Origin of the sequence: Microbacterium pumilum, from assembly GCF_039530225.1 — a bacterium.
In the GTDB taxonomy this organism is placed as follows: domain Bacteria; phylum Actinomycetota; class Actinomycetes; order Actinomycetales; family Microbacteriaceae; genus Microbacterium; species Microbacterium pumilum.
The window spans coordinates 3,849,261-3,864,521 of the sequence record NZ_BAAAOH010000001.1 but is presented as its reverse complement, the minus strand read 5'-3'; the positions used below and the strand labels follow the sequence as shown (position 1 = coordinate 3,864,521).

The window sequence follows — 15,261 nt, the reverse complement described above, 5'->3', positions numbered from 1 at the left end:
CGCGACACGCCGTCTTGCGCTCACCTCGCGCGGCGTGTCGCGTCCGTAAACGGTGGAGGCACGGCTGCCGGCGGGCTCAGTGGGCGACCGAGGCCGCCGCCTTCTCGATGCGCGACCGCGAAACCCGCTTGCGGAAGATCCAGTACGTCCACGCCTGGTACGCCAGCACGAGCGGAAGGAAGATGACCGCCGCCCACGTCATGATCGTGAGCGTGTAGTCCGTGCTCGACGCGTTCTCGATCGTGAGGCTGTACGCGGGGTCGGTCGACGAGGGCATCACGTTCGGGTACAGCGCGAACCACAGCGTGAGGACGGCCGTCACGATCGTGGCCGCCCCGAATCCGAAGGCCCATCCCTCGCGATCGCGCAGGTTGAAGACCAGCGACATGACCAGGCACACCGCCGCCAGGGCAGCGCCCCCGACCACCAGCGCCATGAGCGGCGCGCCATGGCCGGCGGCGATGAAGATCGTCCAGATCAGGAAGGCGGCGGCCACGACGACGGTGACCAGACCTGCGCGTCGCGCCAGCCGGCGGGCATCCTCATGCACGGGTCCGTCCGTCTTGAGCGCGACGAAATAGACCCCGTGGGTGAAGAACAGCAGCAGGGTGGTGAGCCCGCCGAGCAGTCCATACGGGTTCAGCAGAGTGAGCAGCGATCCCGTGAACTCGTGATCGGCGTCGATCGGCACGCCCTGCACGATGTTCGCGAATGCGACACCCCACAGCAGCGCCGGGACCGCGGAGCCGATCACGATCATCGTGTCGAAGCCGCGCTTCCATCGCAGACTGTCGCGCTGGTGACGGTACTCGAACGAGACGCCGCGCAGGATCAGGGTGAGAAGGATCAGCAGCAGCGCAAGGTAGAAGCCGCTGAACAGCGTCGCATACCACTCAGGGAATGCCGCGAAGAGGCACGCGCCGGCGACGATGACCCACGTCTCGTTGAGGTCCCACACCGGGCCGATGGTGTTGATGATCTGGCGGCGGCTGATGTCGTCCTTGCCGAGGAAGGGGAGCGACATCCCGACGCCGAAGTCGAAGCCGTCGAGGACGAAGTAGCCGACGAACAGGAATCCGACGATCCAGAACCAGAGGTAGGCGAGATCCATGGCGATTCCTCCCTAGTAGACCGTCGTCGGAGTGTCTTCGACCGCTTGGGTGCGCGGATCGGGGTCGTCCGGACCGGGCAGTGGATCCGGTCCCTTGTGCGCGGTCTTCATGATCAGGCCCACCTCGACGACGGCGAGCACCGCATAGATGAGCGTGAATGAGACCAGCGAGATGAGCACCGTCCAGCCCGGCACGCTCGGCGACACACCGTCCTGCGTGAGCATCAGACTGAAGACGATCCAGGGCTGACGGCCCATCTCGGTGAAGATCCAGCCGACGAGGATTGCGAGGAGGGATGCGGGCCAGGCCCAGATCGCGAGGCGCCATGCCCACAGCGGCGGCTCGTTCCTCGCCTTCTTGCGGGTGAGCCACAGTCCGACGACGGCGGTCAGAGCGGCGACGCCGCCGAGGCCGATCATCCAGCGGAATGCCCAGTACGTGATCCAGAGCACCGGTGCGAAGCTGCCGTCGACCTGGTCGGCGAACTGCGGGAACATCTCGGTCGTATACAGGGCGTTCAGGTCGTTGATGCCCTCGACGCAGCCGTCGAACGAGTGCGTCGACAGCAGGGCGAGAAGGTACGGCACGCGTATCGAGAAGAGCTCGCTCGAGCCGTCGGGTGTGCCGAGCGTGAAGATCGAGAAGGATGCGTCAGCCCCGCAGGCTGTGTTGAACAGTGCCTCGGCCGCGGCCATCTTCATCGGCTGCGTCTGCACCATCACGAGGCTCAGCTGATCGCCCGAGAGGAACACGCCGGCGAACGCGATGATCATGCCCCAGAGGCCGTAGCGCAGCGCGGGGCGCATCATGTCGAGGTTCTGGCGGCGTGCGAGGTGCCACGCGGAGATCGAGATGATGACGCCCGCCGTCATCATGAAGGCGGCGAACAGCGTATGCGGGAGCGCCGCGAGGGCGACGGGGTTCGTGAGCACCGCGAGGAAGTCGTTCATCTCGGCGCGAGAGCCGTCCTGGGCCATCTGGTAGCCGACCGGGTTCTGCATGAAGGCGTTCGCCGCGAGGATGAAGTACGCCGAGAACCAGGCGCCGATCGTCGCGATCCAGATGCTCGCAAGGTGCAGCGCCCTCGGCAGGCGGTCCCAACCGAAGATCCAGAGCCCGATGAAGGTGGCCTCGAAGAAGAACGCCATCAGCCCCTCGAAGGCGAGCGGAGCGCCGAAGACATCGCCGACGAAGCGCGAGTACGACGACCAGTTCATGCCGAACTGGAACTCCTGCACGATGCCGGTGACGACGCCCATGGCGAAGTTGATCAGGAAGATCTTGCCGAAGAACCGGGTGAGGTGCAGCCACTTCAGATCGCCCGTGCGATACCACACGCTCTGGAAGATCGCGACGGTGAGCGCCATGCCGAGCGTGAGCGGCACGAACAGGAAGTGGTAGAGCGTCGTGAGACCGAACTGCCAGCGAGCGAGCAGCAGAGGATCCAGCAGTTCCACGATTCGTCTCCGATCGTTGCATGCGACTTGTGGTCTGACCACACGATACCACGTGGTCTGACCACACACGACCACAGTGGAGCGACTGACTTCCAGTACCCACATTCCCAGGATTCCGCCGGTTTGGCATGCGTCCGCGCCGATGTCGGTATGCCCGATGCCCGCCGAGAGCATCTCGTCCGCGGTTAAGCTCGTCCCATGGACGCGACGGCAGCGGGGGACAGGCGCGCATGAGTGCTGTTCCTGTCGCGATCGGGGTGCGTATGCCAGGGCACATCGCGACGGCGGATGCCCGCGCGCTCTCGGTTGACCAGTCGCCCGTCGGGCTCGGCGGGCCGCTCGTCGACACGCACGGCCGTGTCCACCGCGATCTGCGGATCTCGCTGACGGATCGGTGCTCCCTCCGCTGCACCTACTGCATGCCCGAGCAGGGGAACGAGTGGCTCGCGCGGTCGAGCATCCTGACCCTGGACGAGATCGAGCGGATCGCCCGCGTCGCCGCGGCCGACGGCGTCACGACGTTCCGGCTCACCGGCGGTGAGCCGCTGCTGCGCGCCGACATCGTCGAGGTCGTCCGTCGACTCTCCGCCGTCGTGGGGCCGGATGGCGCCCCCGTCGAACTCGCGATGACGACGAACGGCATCCGCCTGCCTGAGCTGCTCCCCGGCCTCATCGCCGCGGGTCTCGGCCGGCTGAACATCTCCATCGACACGCTGCGGCGCGACCGCTTCCACGAACTGACCCGACGTGACCGGCTCGACGATGTGCTCGCCGGGATCGCGGCGGCCGCGGCATCCGATCTTCGTCCACTGAAGCTCAACGCGGTCGCGATGCGCGACGTCAACGACGATGAGCTCGTCGATCTCGTCGCGTTCGCACTGGATCACGATGCGGAACTGCGGTTCATCGAGCAGATGCCGCTCGACGCGGGTCACACGTGGGATCGGTCGCGCATGGTGACGCGCGATGAGATCCTCGGCGCGCTGTCGGCCCGCTGGAGGCTCACCCCGGTCCCGGGTCGCGGGGGCGCGCCCGCCGAGCGGTGGATGCTCGACGGCGGTCCGAAGACGGTCGGGGTCATCGCATCCGTCACAGCTCCGTTCTGCGGCGACTGCGACCGACTGCGCCTCACCGCCGATGGGCAGCTGCGCAATTGCCTCTTCTCGACGGCGGAATACGACCTGCTGCCGGCACTCCGAGGCACCAACGTCGCTGAGCTTGTCCCCCCGGTCGCCGAGCTTGTCGAAGCGGACCTTTCGATCGATCGGATGCTGCGCGCCTGCGTCCGGGGCAAACTCCCCGGTCACGCGATCAACGACCCGTCGTTCCTGCAGCCCGCGCGCGGCATGAATGCGATCGGCGGCTGATCATGGGACGGATCACGACGCGCCGCCCGGTGGTCAAGATCACCGTCGGCGGCGGCGAGCATCATCGCAGTGACACGCTCGCGGTCGAGGAGCCACTCGAGATCCGCGTCGGAGGCAATCCGCTCGCGGTCACGATGCGCACGCCGGGCAACGACGTCGAACTGGCGGCAGGGTTCCTGGTCTCCGAGGGCGTCATCTCCCGGGGCGAGCAGTTCCGGTCCGCGATCCACTGCGGCGGTCCCGGCACCGGCGGACCGCCGGCAGGTTCCGGGGCGCTCGGCCGTGTCCCTGACGGGGTCGGACTGCTCGATGCCGGCAGCGGCAACACCTACAACGTGCTGGACGTGAGCCTCGCGCCCGGGGTCGCACCGCCCGATCCCGATCTCACGCGCAACTTCTACACCACGAGCTCATGCGGGCTCTGCGGCAAGGCCTCGATCGAGGCCGTCGAGACGGTGTCTACCTACGAGGTCGCGTCCGACAGCATGACGCTCGAGGCGACGACGCTTATCGGGTTCCCCGACCTGCTTCGGGCTCAACAGGCGGTGTTCGACAAGACCGGCGGATTGCATGCCGCGGCACTCTTCGATGCCGAGACCGGGGAGCTGCTGGTCATCCGCGAGGATGTCGGCCGCCACAACGCGGTCGACAAGGTCGTCGGCTGGGCGGCGCTCAACGACCGGCTTCCGCTTCGCGGCACCGTGCTGCAGGTGTCAGGGCGGGCAAGCTTCGAGCTCGTGCAGAAGGCGGTGATGGCGGGCATCCCGATGCTCGCCGCCGTGTCGGCGCCGTCGTCGCTCGCGGTCGAGCTTGCCGAGGCATCCGGCCTCACGCTCGTGGGGTTCCTCCGCGGGTCGTCCATGAACGTCTACTCGCGTGCTGATCGACTGCTCACCACCGCACGTGTCGGCTGATCGACGTCATCCGGTTATCTCGCGCTCGAGATCGCTGATCGTCTGCGTGAGTTCGCCGGACCCGTCACCGCGGGTTCCGTGGCGGACCGCCGCGCCGTAGAGTGAGGTCACTCACCGAACGAATCCGAGACGAGGGGAGGAGCATGATGGCCGTCTTTGTCGCGCGCCCTGTCCGCATCCTTTCCTTCGAGGTCACCTCTACCGGCTGACTGCCTGGTGGCCTCCTATCCTGGAGTTCACCCGCATGGCTTTCGATCGTTCCGATCACCCCTATTTCACCGCCGGTTCCGCGTTCGAGGTCGCTGACCTCGACGAGCCGGAAGCCGATCAGCGCTGGTCCACCTGGCCGGCAACCACGCCGTCAGAGCGCGGGCCGCGTCCGCATCCCGACTGGCTCGTGACCGCGGCGGCTGCCTTCGACACCGAGCTCGGCATCGTCAAGACCGGCAAGGAAGCGGACGTCTTCCTCATCGAACGCGCGATCCCCGGATCGGCCGGGTGCATCCTCGCCGCCAAGCGCTACCGGGACACAGCGCACTCGGACTTCCATCGGTCCGGGCAGTACGAGGAGGGGCGCCGGCTGCGCAACTCCCGCGATGCGCGAGCGATCGAGCGCAAGTCCTCGCACGGCCGCGCGGTCGCCGCCGGGCATTGGGCGCTCAACGAGTTCGGGGCGCTCTGCAGGGCGTGGGATGCCGGCATCCCCGTTCCGTACCCGGTGCAGATCAGCGGCACCGAGCTGCTCATGCAGTTCATCGGGAAAGGTCGCACGGCCGCACCTCGCCTGGCGCAGACGCGTGTTCGCGGAGCGGAGCTCACCGAGCTCTTCGCACAGGTGGTGTCGATCCTGACGGGGTTCGCACGGGCTGGATTCGCGCACGGAGATCTCTCCGCGTACAACCTGCTCGTGCATCAGGGACGTGTGGTCGTGATCGACCTGCCGCAGATCGTCGACCTCGCGGCGAACCCGGCAGGTCTGGACTTCCTGCATCGAGACGTGGCGAACGTCTGCACGTGGTTTTCGCGTCGCGGGCTCGAAACCGCACCGGAAGACCTCTTCGCCGAGCTCGTCGCCCAACTCTGGTGAGGCGCGGTGCCGTCGCTCAGAAGACGAAGAGCTGCCCCAGGATGACGACTGCGATGACGAAGAGGATGACGACGGCTGCGATGATGACGATCGTTTTGACCGACATCTTCGCGACCGCGAATCCGACGAGGAACGGGAGAGCGAACAGCATGATCGCGACAATCCACCAGAAGGCGACGTAGCCGCCGGTGGTCGCCTCCGACAGGCGTCCGCCGAACAGCTGCTGCGAGTTCGGGTGCGTCGCATAGCTCACGGCTGCCGACAGCGGCACGGCGATGAATACGAACACGATCAGTCCGATCAGGGCGCCCCAGAGTCCAGGGCTGCCGCCACCGCTCAAGACGCCGCCGCGCAATTCTTCCGTCTGCCGTTGAGGTGCCATGCGCATGACTCTAGTGGGAGCGTCGACCCGTGCGGATGCGCGAGACCTGCAGCGTTTCACACGGCGCTTAGAGTCGTCACGTGAGAATGCACGACGACCAAGTCGACCTGGACGACGCGACCGCTCGCCGCCTGGTCGTCGAGCAGTTTCCCGAGTGGAGCGCCGAGTCGATCATCCGTCTCCACGGCAGCGGGACTGTGAACGCGATCTTCCGGATCGGCTCGGCGCTGACCGCCCGTTTCCCCATCAATGCGCGTGATCCGCTACACGCGGCAGCATGGCTGCGGCAGGAGGCATCCGCCCTCGACGAGTTCGCCGACTGCATCCCCTTCGCCGCTCCTCGTCATGTGGCGTTCGGACGGCCGGGCGAGGGGTATCCGCTGCCGTGGACGGTGCAGACGTGGGTGGATGGCGATATCGCGACGTCCGATGGTGTGGCTGCCTCCACCTCGTTCGCGGGTGATCTCGCCATGCTGATCCGGTCTCTCCGCGCGGCGGATACGCGCGGCCGCACCTTCGAGCGAGGCGGAGCGGGCCGTGGCGGCGACCTTCGCAGTCAGGATGAGTGGATGGCGACCTGTATCCGCGAGAGCGCGGACCTCTTCGACCCCGAGGCCCTGACCGCGCTGTGGGCGGGCCTTCGCGAGCTGCCTCGCGACGGAGCGGACGTCATGTGTCACGGCGACCTGATACCCGCTAACGTCCTCGTGCGTGAGGGACGCCTGAGCGGTGTGCTCGACGGCGGCGGCTTCGGTCCGGCCGACCCCGCCCTCGAACTCGTGTGCGCGTGGCATCTGCTCGACGCCGCCGCGCGGCACGTCCTTCGCACCCAGCTCGGCGTCGACGACCTGGAGTGGGCGCGCGGCGCGGCGTGGGCGTTCGCGCAGGCGATGGGGCTCGGCTGGTACTACCGCGAATCCAATCCAGTGGCGAGCAGGCTCGGCCTCAGCACGGTGACGCGGCTCACGACGGATGCCGAGATCCTCGCATCCGCGCGCGGCTGCTGACTGCCCGCGCCATAGGATCGGCATGACCGCGCGACGCGGCACCATGGAAGCAGGTCAGCTCGTGGACGACAACGACGAACGCATGACATGGGTGCTCGTCGATGGCGAGAACATCGACGCGACGCTCGGTTCCCAGATCCTGGGCAGGCGTCCGCAACCCGATGAGCGGCCTCGCTGGGATCGCCTCATCGCGTTCACGCAGCGCGCGTGGGGTCAATATGCGCGCGGGGTGTTCTTCCTGAACGCCTCCACGGGCATCCCCACGGCCTTCGTCCAAGCGCTCAAGGCGATGGACTTCGTCGTCGTGCCGCTGGCAGGATCACCCGACCAGAAGATCGTCGACATCGCCATCCAGCGCACCCTCCGAGCGCTCGTCGAGCGCGATGCCGACGTCATGCTCGTCAGTCACGACGGTGATTTCCTCGAGGATGTCGCATCCCTCGTCGCAGCAGACCGCCGCGTCGGGGTCGCCGGATTCACCGAGTTCCGGAACATCGGATTCTCGACCCTGGCGGGAGTCGAGAAGTTCGACCTCGAGTACGACGCGCGCGTCTTCGATGCACCGCTTCCGCGTATCCGGGTCATCCCGATCGAGGAGTTCGACCCGGCGAGCTTCCTCGACTGACAGCGTCGCCGCCCGGGACCGGCAGCACTTTACGCCGCCACACCCGTGCGGCCGTCGGCCATGCGGGTCTGCGCGCGATCGTGCCGGCTTTCGATCGGCACGACCTCGGTCGCTCCTGCGAGACCCATCGGAACGGTCGATCCGTATATGCTCTCGGCCCGCTCGACGATGAAGGTCTCGTGCCAGATTCCGACCGCTCCCGGCGCCTTGCGCGCCATCCTGTTGAAGGTCGTCCAGGCCGGCCGATGCTCCTGCGAGGGCTCCGCGGCATAAGCGTAGAGCTTCGCGGCCGATGACCAGTACTGCACGACGTAAGGGCCACCGCGTCCGAACAGCAGGGAGTAGCCGAGCAGCCCCGAGTCCGGGTCCACGCTCAGTTCGCGCAGCATCCGCGGCATGGCCATGAAGACCGGCAGCCAGAGGTCGGGTCGCCAGATGCGATTGATCTGCATCCCGATGTGGAACACGACCAGCTCACCTTCATATCGATGGGTTCTGCGTCCGACGTTCACCTTGCTCATCGCGACTCCTTCTGGATAGCTCTGCTATCTATTATGGATAGCGGTACTATCCATGTCAAGAGGAGGCGGGATGCGGATCTCAGGGCTGTCAGCGGTGACGGGGGTCTCGGTGCCGACCATCAAGTACTACCTGCGTGAGGGGCTGCTCTTCGAGGGCGTGCGAACGTCGCCCACGCAGGCGGAGTACGGCGACGATCACGTTCACCGACTCCGCGTCATCCGTGCGCTGATCGACTCGGGGGTCAGCATCGCCGAGACGCGAAAGGTCATCCGCTCGCTGGACGATCCGCCGCAGAGCCCGCACGATCTGCTCGGCGCTGCGCACGCGGCTGTGACGCCGCACTTCGCGGAGGACCTCGACATCGCCGCTGCTGAGCTGCTCGTCACACGGCTCGGCTGGCAGCCGGGCCTGTGCGATCCGGATGTGGTCGCCGGCGTCGCCCGCGCGCTGCAGAGTCTCGAGCGCGCCGACTTCAGCGTGCCCGATGACGTGATGACGGCGTATCTCCACGCTGTCGCCCGGATCGCCCGGGCCGAGATCGAGGGCATTCCGACCGAGTCGGCGGATGCTGCGGTGCGGTACGTCGTCCTCGGCTCGGTGCTCGTCGAGCCGCTCATCCTCGCGCTTCGACGGGTCGCAGAGCAGGTCGCATCCGCCGAGCGGTTCGGGGTCGCCGGGATGTCTCCCGGCTCGGCCGCGGCGGCCGGCGTCGCTGAGTGATCCCGTCATCCCGTCCCATGACGGCCCCGCCTGCGGGATGATCGAGCCATGTACATGGCGCTGCCGACCGGCTCCTCGTCCGACGGGGACGCGGTCGAAGGACACTCGTACGGGGCGGTGATCCTCGCAGAGGCGGATGTGAAAGAGGTGGAGCTGCTCGAGGTGCTGCGCGGCATCCGCTTCTCTGGATGGATCGGGCCTCCGCGAGACGGCTGGGTCGTCGTGCTCGGCGATCCCGGTGACGGTGTCGTCGCCGACGGCCGTCGCGGCGTGATCGAGGTTGCGGGACTGCTTGCGGAGCACCGCGAACGTCCGGTGCTCGCCGTACGAGTGCGCAGCGACCGGCAGCTCGGAATCGTCGCCTGGCGGGCGGGCGACGAAGTCGGGCGCTACTGCAGCGATCCGTCGCGCGAGCCGGGCGCGGACAAGGACGTTCTCGACCAGCCGTTCGGCGCCGAGCTCGCGGAGTCGCTGGCCGAGATGTTCGACCGAGCGGATGCCGAGGATCAGCTGACAGAGCTGCTCGAGGAAGTGCTCGACCCTGACAGCGTGTACGAGTCCGACCGCCTCCGAACCGTGCTGCGGCTGCTCGGACTGCCCAGCTGGATCATGGCCGCGGGCGCTCTCCCGCACGACGTCCCGACAGGGCCGAAGGCCGCTGAGTTCACCCGGCTCCGCGGCGGAGTGACGGGGATATCGGGACGGGCCATCGCCGGCGCGCTGGGTCCGGTGCGTCGCCGGCAGAACCCTCCGCCCGTGATCGCCGATCCGCCGACGGGCGGCGGCGCGGGCTTCGAGGAGTGGATGTTCTGAGGCTAGAGCCCCTCCGCGATCCGCTTGATGGCGGCGAGGCGGCGGTCCCATTCGGTGCCGAGGGCGTCGAGACGATGCGCGGTCGCGGTGAGCTGCGATCCGAGCACGCGGTACTGCACTTCGCGCCCGACGCGGACGGGCTCGACGAGGCCGACCTCCTGCAGCACCGCGAGATGCTTCGCGATGGCCTGGCGGCTCACGGGCAGGCGCCCGGCGAGGGCGGACGCCGAAGCGTCGCCCTCGCCGAGTGCCGCAAGGATGCTCCACCGGGTCTCGTCGCCGAGCGCCGCGAACACCGGGACCAGGGTGTCCGTCACGAGTCGCTCTCGAGCAGGGCGACGAGCTTGTCGAGCTCGGAATCCCACCCCTCGCGGTGGCTCTCCAGATTCGCCGCCGGATCCGAGGTGGTCTCGAACCCCGTCTCGACGACCGTCAGCTGCGTGCCGTCGGGGACGGATTCGAGCGTGAAGGTGAAGACCGTCGAGTGCTCGGGGTCGACCTCAGTGGCGAGTTCGCCCAGCGCGTCATCATTGCCCCAGCGGTACGACACCATCCGCGGCGCCTCGATCGCCTCGATGCGCAGCGGCACGGCCCCGTAATCAGGGAATGTAAGGGTTCCGCTCGCGCCGACGCCGGCGCCGTCGAAGACCGCCGTTCCGAACCAGAGCGAGATGTGCTCGGGTTCGGTCACCGCGGACCAGACCTTCTCGACGGGCGCGGCGATGCGAATCGTTCGCCGCACGCTGAACCGGCCCTCATCGACCACGGATGCTTCGTTGGTTGTCATGCTCATGATGATGCTTCTCCTCATCGACATTGTGTGAACTGCAACTCCATAGTTGCATAACGTGGATTGGTGTGCAACCCAAAAGTTGCACTTACGCGAGCTCGGTGGCTACTCATCGGGGTTGTCGCGCAGCCGCAGCTCCTCGTGGTCGATCTCGCGCTGCACGTCGAGGAACACACCGTCGTCGATCCGCTGGTCTCGTCGAAGACGGTCGACCGCTTCGCGCTTGCGGGCGACGGTCCGCAGCAGCAGACGCCGGATGACGTCATCCTCTGGTCCGCTGACGTCGTGCTCGATGGCTTCGCGCGCGTGCGAGAGATCCTGTTCGAGTCGGCCTCGCACTTCGGATCTCGCGTCATCCGGAGCGTCCTCCTCGGTCGCATCCTCGTCGAGGTGCTCGAGCGCCGTCTGGATGGCCTCGACCGTGGCGAACCGGCGCTCGTCGAGGTCGTCGTGTTCCGGGGGGATGCGCGCAGCGCGGATCACGAGGTTCATGGTCGCACCCTGGCCGACCAGCAGGATGACGATGACGATGAACGTCGCGGCGATGAGCGTCTCGCGCCCCGGGAACGGCTCGCCGGTCGCCGTGGCCAGGGGCACGGCGAGCGCGGCGGCGAGTGAGATCGCACCGCGGAATCCGCCCCACACCAGCACCAGTCGGGTGCGGAACGCGACGCGCCGCTCGCGCTGCGACGGCCGACGATCGATGAGGCGGATGACGGGAGCCATCAGCGCGACCCAGCCCAGTCGTACCGCAAAGATCGTGACGGCGCAGATGATGCCGATGAGGAGCACACTGAGCCAGCCATCCTCCGAGAACAGCTCCACCACGGACCGCGCTTGAAGGCCGATCAGCACGAAGAGCGTGCCGTTGATGACGTAGGTCGCGACGCGCCAGAAGTCGAAGCCCAGCGTGCGCGACTGTGCCGAAACCGTTCGCGGCATGAGGCGGCCGAGCAGCAGCCCTCCCGTCACCACGGCGACGACGCCCGAGCCGTGGATCATCTCGGCTGGAAGATACAGCGCGAAGGGGCTCAGCACCGAGATCGTGCCGGCAAGAGAAGGCTGCTGTGCGATGCGCCGCAGCAGGTAGAGGAGGTAGCCGGCGACGAGTCCGGCGAGAATGCCTCCGACCACCGACCAGAGGAAACGGAGTGAGATCTCGCCGATCGACGGATCGCGGCCGGCGACGACAGCCGCGACGGCGACGGAGTACAGCGCGAGCGCGCTGCCGTCGTTGACGAGGCTCTCGCCGCGGAGCATCGTGTCGATGCGACGGGGGAGGCGGGGCGCCATCGCGGAGACCGCGGTCGCGTCCGTCGGCGACAGGACGGCGCCGAGGACGAGTGCGACCGGCACCGCCAGCCCGAGAAGGCTCCCGATTCCCGTGATCGCGGCGGCGGTGGCGAAGACGAGGCCCACGCTGAGCAGCAGGATGACGCGCAGGTCGTAGCGGAACAGCTGCAGCGACGTGTTCAGTGCCTCCCAATACAGCAGCGCCGGAAGGAACAGGAAGAGCACCACGTCGGGCGGCAGGCTCACCTCGTGCAGTCCGGGCAGGAAGCTGAGGCCCGTGCCGATGGCGAGCCATGCCCAAGGTGCGGGCACCCGCAGATATCGACAGGCGAGTCCGCCCGCGAGCACGGCGAACCCGAGGATGACAGCGATCTCGAGGCCGGCCATGGCAACGAAGGTAGTGGCGGATGCCGCCGCGCGCGAGCGAGAGCTGCCCGTGCCGTGCGTCCGTGCGGTGGGGGCGGCTCAGGTCGCGTAGAACGGGCGGCCGTTCCGCGGCACCCACGGGTCGCGGGTCTCGTCGTCCACGAAAGCGATGGGCAGACCTCGCGCGGTAGGCCAGTCCGTCGAGTCGGTCGCCTGGACGTGGACGTGCGGCTGCGTGCTGTTGCCCGAGTTGCCGCACTCGCCGACCTGATCCCCGAGCGCCACACGGTCTCCGACTCGCACGACGAGCGATCCACGCCGCAGGTGCGCGAGCAGCACGAAGGGCCCGCCGGCGCCGAGCGAGAGGACGACATGGTTGCCGGCGACGCCTGCAGCTCCCTCCCGGACGCGGCTCGCCTGACCCAGCAGGTAGGGGACGAGCGCGAGCACCGACCGCCGCGCTGCGTGGTCGGTCTCGCCGTCGTGGGCGAGCACGACTTCGCCGGCCGTGGGAGCGAGCAGCGGGCTCCCGAAGGCGAAGAAACGCTCTGGCGGCTCCGTGGCGACGGCGCTGCGCCAACCGCGAGGCGCCGTCCGGCCGCGCTCGTCGACAGCCACGAAGTCGATCGCGTACGTCGTGCCGAACAGGGCTGTCCCGTGGCTCGGCACTCGATCGGCCGGACTGTTGCGCGCCAGCCACCGGCCGTGGAACGGAAAGCGCAGGATGACGGCATCCGTCGTGCGCTGCTCGCCCACCGGTTCCGGCATGCCCGCACGCTACCCCGAATCGCTCGATCGTGGGGTGCGACTGCGGCGTCGGCGGGAGTGACTACGGTGAACGCATGAGTGGCGGCATCCGGAGCAGCACCGCGGCCCTCGCGAGGATCGAGTAGGAGCCGAGTGGATGAAGGCCGACTTCAAGAAGGAGACCCCCGGATATCGCGCACGCGCCGGGGTCTTCGAGGTGATCGACATTCCGCCGCTGCGGTTTCTGATGATCGACGGGCACGGTGATCCCAACGAGCAGCTGTACGGTGACGCCGTCTCGACGATCTTCACGGTGGCGTATCGTCTCAAGTTCCTGAGCAAGCGCGAGCTTGACCGCGACTACGTGGTCATGCCGCTCGAAGCACTCTGGTGGTCGGGTGACATGGCCAGTTTCACGACCGCCCGCGACAAGTCGCACTGGCACTGGACCGCCCTGAACCTCGTCCCGGAGTGGATCACGAACGAGCAGTTCGAGCGCGTACGGTCCGACGCCGGTGCGCGCATGCCCGACAGTCTGCGTCTTGATACATATGACGAGGGGCGGTGTGCTCAGACGCTGCATCTGGGCCGCTTCGACGACGAGGGTCCGGTCCTCGACGAGATGCACCACGTCTACATCCCGGGGCAGGGGCTGCGGATGACGGGCAAGCACCACGAGATCTACCTGAGCGACATCCGCCGCACCGATCCGTCCAAGCTGCGAACGATCCTGCGGCAGCCGGTCGCCGACGCGGCGGGCTGACCCGACATGATCGCCCACGAGACCCGGTGACCCGTGGTGCGGCATGCGTTCGCGGTCGGTCACGTGATCGGGGCGACCATCGGCCTCGTCGTGGTACTCGCAGTGCTGTCGCCGGTGTACGGGTACCACCGTGATGAGCTCTACTTCCGGATGCTGCACCCGTCGTCGCGTGACGATCGGCGCGCTGCTCGGCGTCAACGCGTTGCCGATCGTCGTCTGCACCGACCCGATCGAGCCGTGGAGCGACCTGTGGGCGGAGTTCCGTCACCTCGACGGAGCGCACCGGGATCGTTGTCGCGACGAACTCCCTGGCGTCAGCGAGGCCCGCGTCGGACAATGGTTCCGTGACGCCCTCGGATCCGGATCTCGCTCGCTCGCAGCCGGAAGACGTGCAGCCGATCGCACTCGTCGCCCGGATCGCCGAGTCCCTGCCGCAGCTGGACGAGCGAGAACTCAATGAACTGGCTGATGCCGTCGAGTCGCTCACCGAGGCGATCGGTCTGCGCATCGACTGGCTCTACGCGCCGGCCGACCCGGAGTCGCCCACTTCGCCCGAAGAGTGACTGCACCGGGTGCTGAACCCGCGCTCGCAGACCCGCCTCCGAAGTCCCTGGGAACCGGCCGTTGACACGTCTCAGCGATATATCGTTATATATCGTTGAGGCCGAACCGGCCCCACATGTCGAGGAGGTCATCATGGGCAGCACGTACGACAGCGACCGTTTCGGAGGTCGCACTCACGGTCAGGGCGGCGCGGGTTGGCCGACCGGCGGACTCTTCGAGGCGATGGACGGATTGCGCTCGATGTTCGAGCAGCGCGTCGGGGGCCCGCGGATGGGTCGCGGCGACGTGCGAGCAGCCGTTCTCGCGCTGCTAGCGGAGCAGCCGATGCATGGCTACCAGATCATCCGCGAGATCGAGGAGCGCAGCGGCGGCACCTGGAAGCCCAGCCCGGGCTCGGTGTACCCGACCCTGCAGCTGCTCGTCGACGAGGGGCTCGTCAGCGCCGAGGAGTCGAACGGTCGCAAGACCTACTCTTTGACCGAAGCGGGTCAGCAGGAAGCGGATGGCGCGGGTCCCGCACCGTGGGAGGCATCCAGCACCCGAGACTCGGCCGGACTGACCGCACTTCCGAAGGCTGGCATCGACCTCGCTCAGGCGGCCGCGCAGGTGGGTCGCTCAGGGACGTCGGAGCAGGTCAAGCAGGCTGTCGCCGTGCTGGATGAGGCACGTCGTAAGCTCTACTCGATCCTCGCTCAGGACTGACCCGGGTGCCGTCGGAACGTCGGCGTCCAG

General features: G+C 67.7%; 18 protein-coding genes. 10 read left to right on the top strand and 8 right to left on the bottom strand.

All coding sequences use genetic code 11. The features are described from left to right. Positions 1–76: 76 nt before the first annotated feature. Together cydB and ABD188_RS17445 are read right to left on the bottom strand one after the other, a co-directional pair. Entirely contained in the window at positions 77–1,111 is a 1,035-nt protein-coding gene (gene cydB, locus ABD188_RS17450; protein WP_344065271.1) for a cytochrome d ubiquinol oxidase subunit II, read from the bottom strand. A gap of 12 nt (positions 1,112–1,123) precedes the next feature. After that, positions 1,124–2,569, bottom strand: a complete 1,446-nt coding sequence (locus ABD188_RS17445; protein ID WP_344065269.1) for a cytochrome ubiquinol oxidase subunit I — start codon at positions 2,567–2,569, stop codon at positions 1,124–1,126. 230 nt (positions 2,570–2,799) lie between these two features. Between ABD188_RS17445 and moaA the strand changes: the two genes are divergently transcribed. From moaA to ABD188_RS17430, 3 genes are all read left to right on the top strand, one after another. Beyond that, on the top strand, positions 2,800–3,936 hold the full coding sequence (gene moaA, locus ABD188_RS17440; RefSeq protein ID WP_344065266.1) for a GTP 3',8-cyclase MoaA: 1,137 nt from the start codon (positions 2,800–2,802) through the stop codon (positions 3,934–3,936). Between the two features lie 2 nt (positions 3,937–3,938). Then, complete coding sequence (gene fdhD, locus ABD188_RS17435) at positions 3,939–4,850, top strand: formate dehydrogenase accessory sulfurtransferase FdhD (RefSeq protein ID WP_344065263.1); 912 nt, start codon at positions 3,939–3,941, stop codon at positions 4,848–4,850. A gap of 244 nt (positions 4,851–5,094) precedes the next feature. Next, a complete protein-coding gene (locus ABD188_RS17430; protein ID WP_344065262.1) occupies positions 5,095–5,937 on the top strand; it encodes a serine protein kinase RIO in 843 nt (280 codons plus the stop codon). Between the two features lie 16 nt (positions 5,938–5,953). On the opposite strand, the gene ABD188_RS17425 is transcribed toward ABD188_RS17430, so the two are convergent. After that, entirely contained in the window at positions 5,954–6,319 is a 366-nt protein-coding gene (locus ABD188_RS17425) for a hypothetical protein (protein WP_344065259.1), read from the bottom strand. An 86-nt stretch (positions 6,320–6,405) separates the two neighbouring features. On the opposite strand from ABD188_RS17425, the gene ABD188_RS17420 reads away from it, so the two are divergent. Both ABD188_RS17420 and ABD188_RS17415 read left to right on the top strand, forming a co-directional pair. After that, entirely contained in the window at positions 6,406–7,326 is a 921-nt protein-coding gene (locus ABD188_RS17420) for an aminoglycoside phosphotransferase family protein (protein WP_344067202.1), read from the top strand. A gap of 22 nt (positions 7,327–7,348) precedes the next feature. After that, the gene (locus tag ABD188_RS17415) at positions 7,349–7,951 is read left to right on the top strand and encodes an NYN domain-containing protein (protein WP_344065256.1); all 603 of its coding nucleotides are present in this window, start codon (positions 7,349–7,351) and stop codon (positions 7,949–7,951) included. A 29-nt stretch (positions 7,952–7,980) separates the two neighbouring features. On the opposite strand, the gene ABD188_RS17410 is transcribed toward ABD188_RS17415, so the two are convergent. After that, positions 7,981–8,472 (bottom strand): DUF4188 domain-containing protein, encoded by a 492-nt coding sequence (locus tag ABD188_RS17410; protein WP_344065253.1) that lies wholly within the window; start codon positions 8,470–8,472, stop codon positions 7,981–7,983. Between the two features lie 70 nt (positions 8,473–8,542). Between ABD188_RS17410 and ABD188_RS17405 the strand changes: the two genes are divergently transcribed. Together ABD188_RS17405 and ABD188_RS17400 are read left to right on the top strand one after the other, a co-directional pair. Next, positions 8,543–9,193 carry a MerR family transcriptional regulator gene (locus ABD188_RS17405; RefSeq protein ID WP_344065251.1) on the top strand — a complete coding sequence of 217 codons (651 nt, stop codon included), beginning with the start codon at positions 8,543–8,545 and terminating at the stop codon, positions 9,191–9,193. A 48-nt stretch (positions 9,194–9,241) separates the two neighbouring features. Further along, positions 9,242–10,006, top strand: coding sequence for a hypothetical protein (locus ABD188_RS17400; RefSeq protein WP_344065248.1), 765 nt, complete (start codon positions 9,242–9,244; stop codon positions 10,004–10,006). A gap of 2 nt (positions 10,007–10,008) precedes the next feature. Here ABD188_RS17400 and ABD188_RS17395 read toward each other — a convergent pair whose 3' ends face one another. The 4 genes from ABD188_RS17395 to ABD188_RS17380 all read right to left on the bottom strand — a co-directional run bounded on the left by ABD188_RS17395 (position 10,009) and on the right by ABD188_RS17380 (position 13,223). Further along, entirely contained in the window at positions 10,009–10,323 is a 315-nt protein-coding gene (locus ABD188_RS17395) for an ArsR/SmtB family transcription factor (protein ID WP_344065245.1), read from the bottom strand. Beyond that, positions 10,320–10,793 carry an SRPBCC domain-containing protein gene (locus ABD188_RS17390; RefSeq protein WP_344065242.1) on the bottom strand — a complete coding sequence of 158 codons (474 nt, stop codon included), beginning with the start codon at positions 10,791–10,793 and terminating at the stop codon, positions 10,320–10,322. Before ABD188_RS17390 ends, ABD188_RS17395 begins: the two co-directional genes overlap by 4 nt. A 108-nt stretch (positions 10,794–10,901) precedes the next feature. Then, positions 10,902–12,476 carry a Na+/H+ antiporter gene (locus tag ABD188_RS17385; protein ID WP_344065240.1) on the bottom strand — a complete coding sequence of 525 codons (1,575 nt, stop codon included), beginning with the start codon at positions 12,474–12,476 and terminating at the stop codon, positions 10,902–10,904. A gap of 78 nt (positions 12,477–12,554) precedes the next feature. Beyond that, positions 12,555–13,223, bottom strand: coding sequence for a M23 family metallopeptidase (locus ABD188_RS17380; RefSeq protein WP_344065237.1), 669 nt, complete (start codon positions 13,221–13,223; stop codon positions 12,555–12,557). A 136-nt stretch (positions 13,224–13,359) separates the two neighbouring features. On the opposite strand from ABD188_RS17380, the gene ABD188_RS17375 reads away from it, so the two are divergent. The 3 genes from ABD188_RS17375 to ABD188_RS17365 all read left to right on the top strand — a co-directional run bounded on the left by ABD188_RS17375 (position 13,360) and on the right by ABD188_RS17365 (position 15,231). Beyond that, entirely contained in the window at positions 13,360–13,965 is a 606-nt protein-coding gene (locus ABD188_RS17375; RefSeq protein WP_344065235.1) for a GyrI-like domain-containing protein, read from the top strand. 344 nt (positions 13,966–14,309) lie between these two features. Continuing rightward, complete coding sequence (locus tag ABD188_RS17370) at positions 14,310–14,528, top strand: hypothetical protein (RefSeq protein WP_344065232.1); 219 nt, start codon at positions 14,310–14,312, stop codon at positions 14,526–14,528. A 133-nt stretch (positions 14,529–14,661) separates the two neighbouring features. Then, a complete protein-coding gene (locus ABD188_RS17365; protein ID WP_344065229.1) occupies positions 14,662–15,231 on the top strand; it encodes a PadR family transcriptional regulator in 570 nt (189 codons plus the stop codon). Positions 15,232–15,261: the final 30 nt, after the last annotated feature.

Coding starts and splice junctions, on each gene's coding strand:
- cydB (WP_344065271.1), bottom strand. CDS start 1,111: ATGGATCTCGCCTACCTCTGGTTCTGGATCGTCGGATTCCTGTTCGTC.
- ABD188_RS17365 (WP_344065229.1), top strand. CDS start 14,662: ATGGGCAGCACGTACGACAGCGACCGTTTCGGAGGTCGCACTCACGGT.
- ABD188_RS17410 (WP_344065253.1), bottom strand. CDS start 8,472: ATGAGCAAGGTGAACGTCGGACGCAGAACCCATCGATATGAAGGTGAG.
- ABD188_RS17375 (WP_344065235.1), top strand. CDS start 13,360: ATGAAGGCCGACTTCAAGAAGGAGACCCCCGGATATCGCGCACGCGCC.
- ABD188_RS17430 (WP_344065262.1), top strand. CDS start 5,095: ATGGCTTTCGATCGTTCCGATCACCCCTATTTCACCGCCGGTTCCGCG.
- ABD188_RS17400 (WP_344065248.1), top strand. CDS start 9,242: ATGTACATGGCGCTGCCGACCGGCTCCTCGTCCGACGGGGACGCGGTC.
- ABD188_RS17390 (WP_344065242.1), bottom strand. CDS start 10,793: ATGACAACCAACGAAGCATCCGTGGTCGATGAGGGCCGGTTCAGCGTG.
- ABD188_RS17385 (WP_344065240.1), bottom strand. CDS start 12,476: ATGGCCGGCCTCGAGATCGCTGTCATCCTCGGGTTCGCCGTGCTCGCG.
- ABD188_RS17405 (WP_344065251.1), top strand. CDS start 8,543: ATGCGGATCTCAGGGCTGTCAGCGGTGACGGGGGTCTCGGTGCCGACC.
- fdhD (WP_344065263.1), top strand. CDS start 3,939: ATGGGACGGATCACGACGCGCCGCCCGGTGGTCAAGATCACCGTCGGC.
- ABD188_RS17425 (WP_344065259.1), bottom strand. CDS start 6,319: ATGGCACCTCAACGGCAGACGGAAGAATTGCGCGGCGGCGTCTTGAGC.
- moaA (WP_344065266.1), top strand. CDS start 2,800: ATGAGTGCTGTTCCTGTCGCGATCGGGGTGCGTATGCCAGGGCACATC.
- ABD188_RS17415 (WP_344065256.1), top strand. CDS start 7,349: ATGACCGCGCGACGCGGCACCATGGAAGCAGGTCAGCTCGTGGACGAC.
- ABD188_RS17380 (WP_344065237.1), bottom strand. CDS start 13,223: ATGCCGGAACCGGTGGGCGAGCAGCGCACGACGGATGCCGTCATCCTG.
- ABD188_RS17420 (WP_344067202.1), top strand. CDS start 6,406: ATGCACGACGACCAAGTCGACCTGGACGACGCGACCGCTCGCCGCCTG.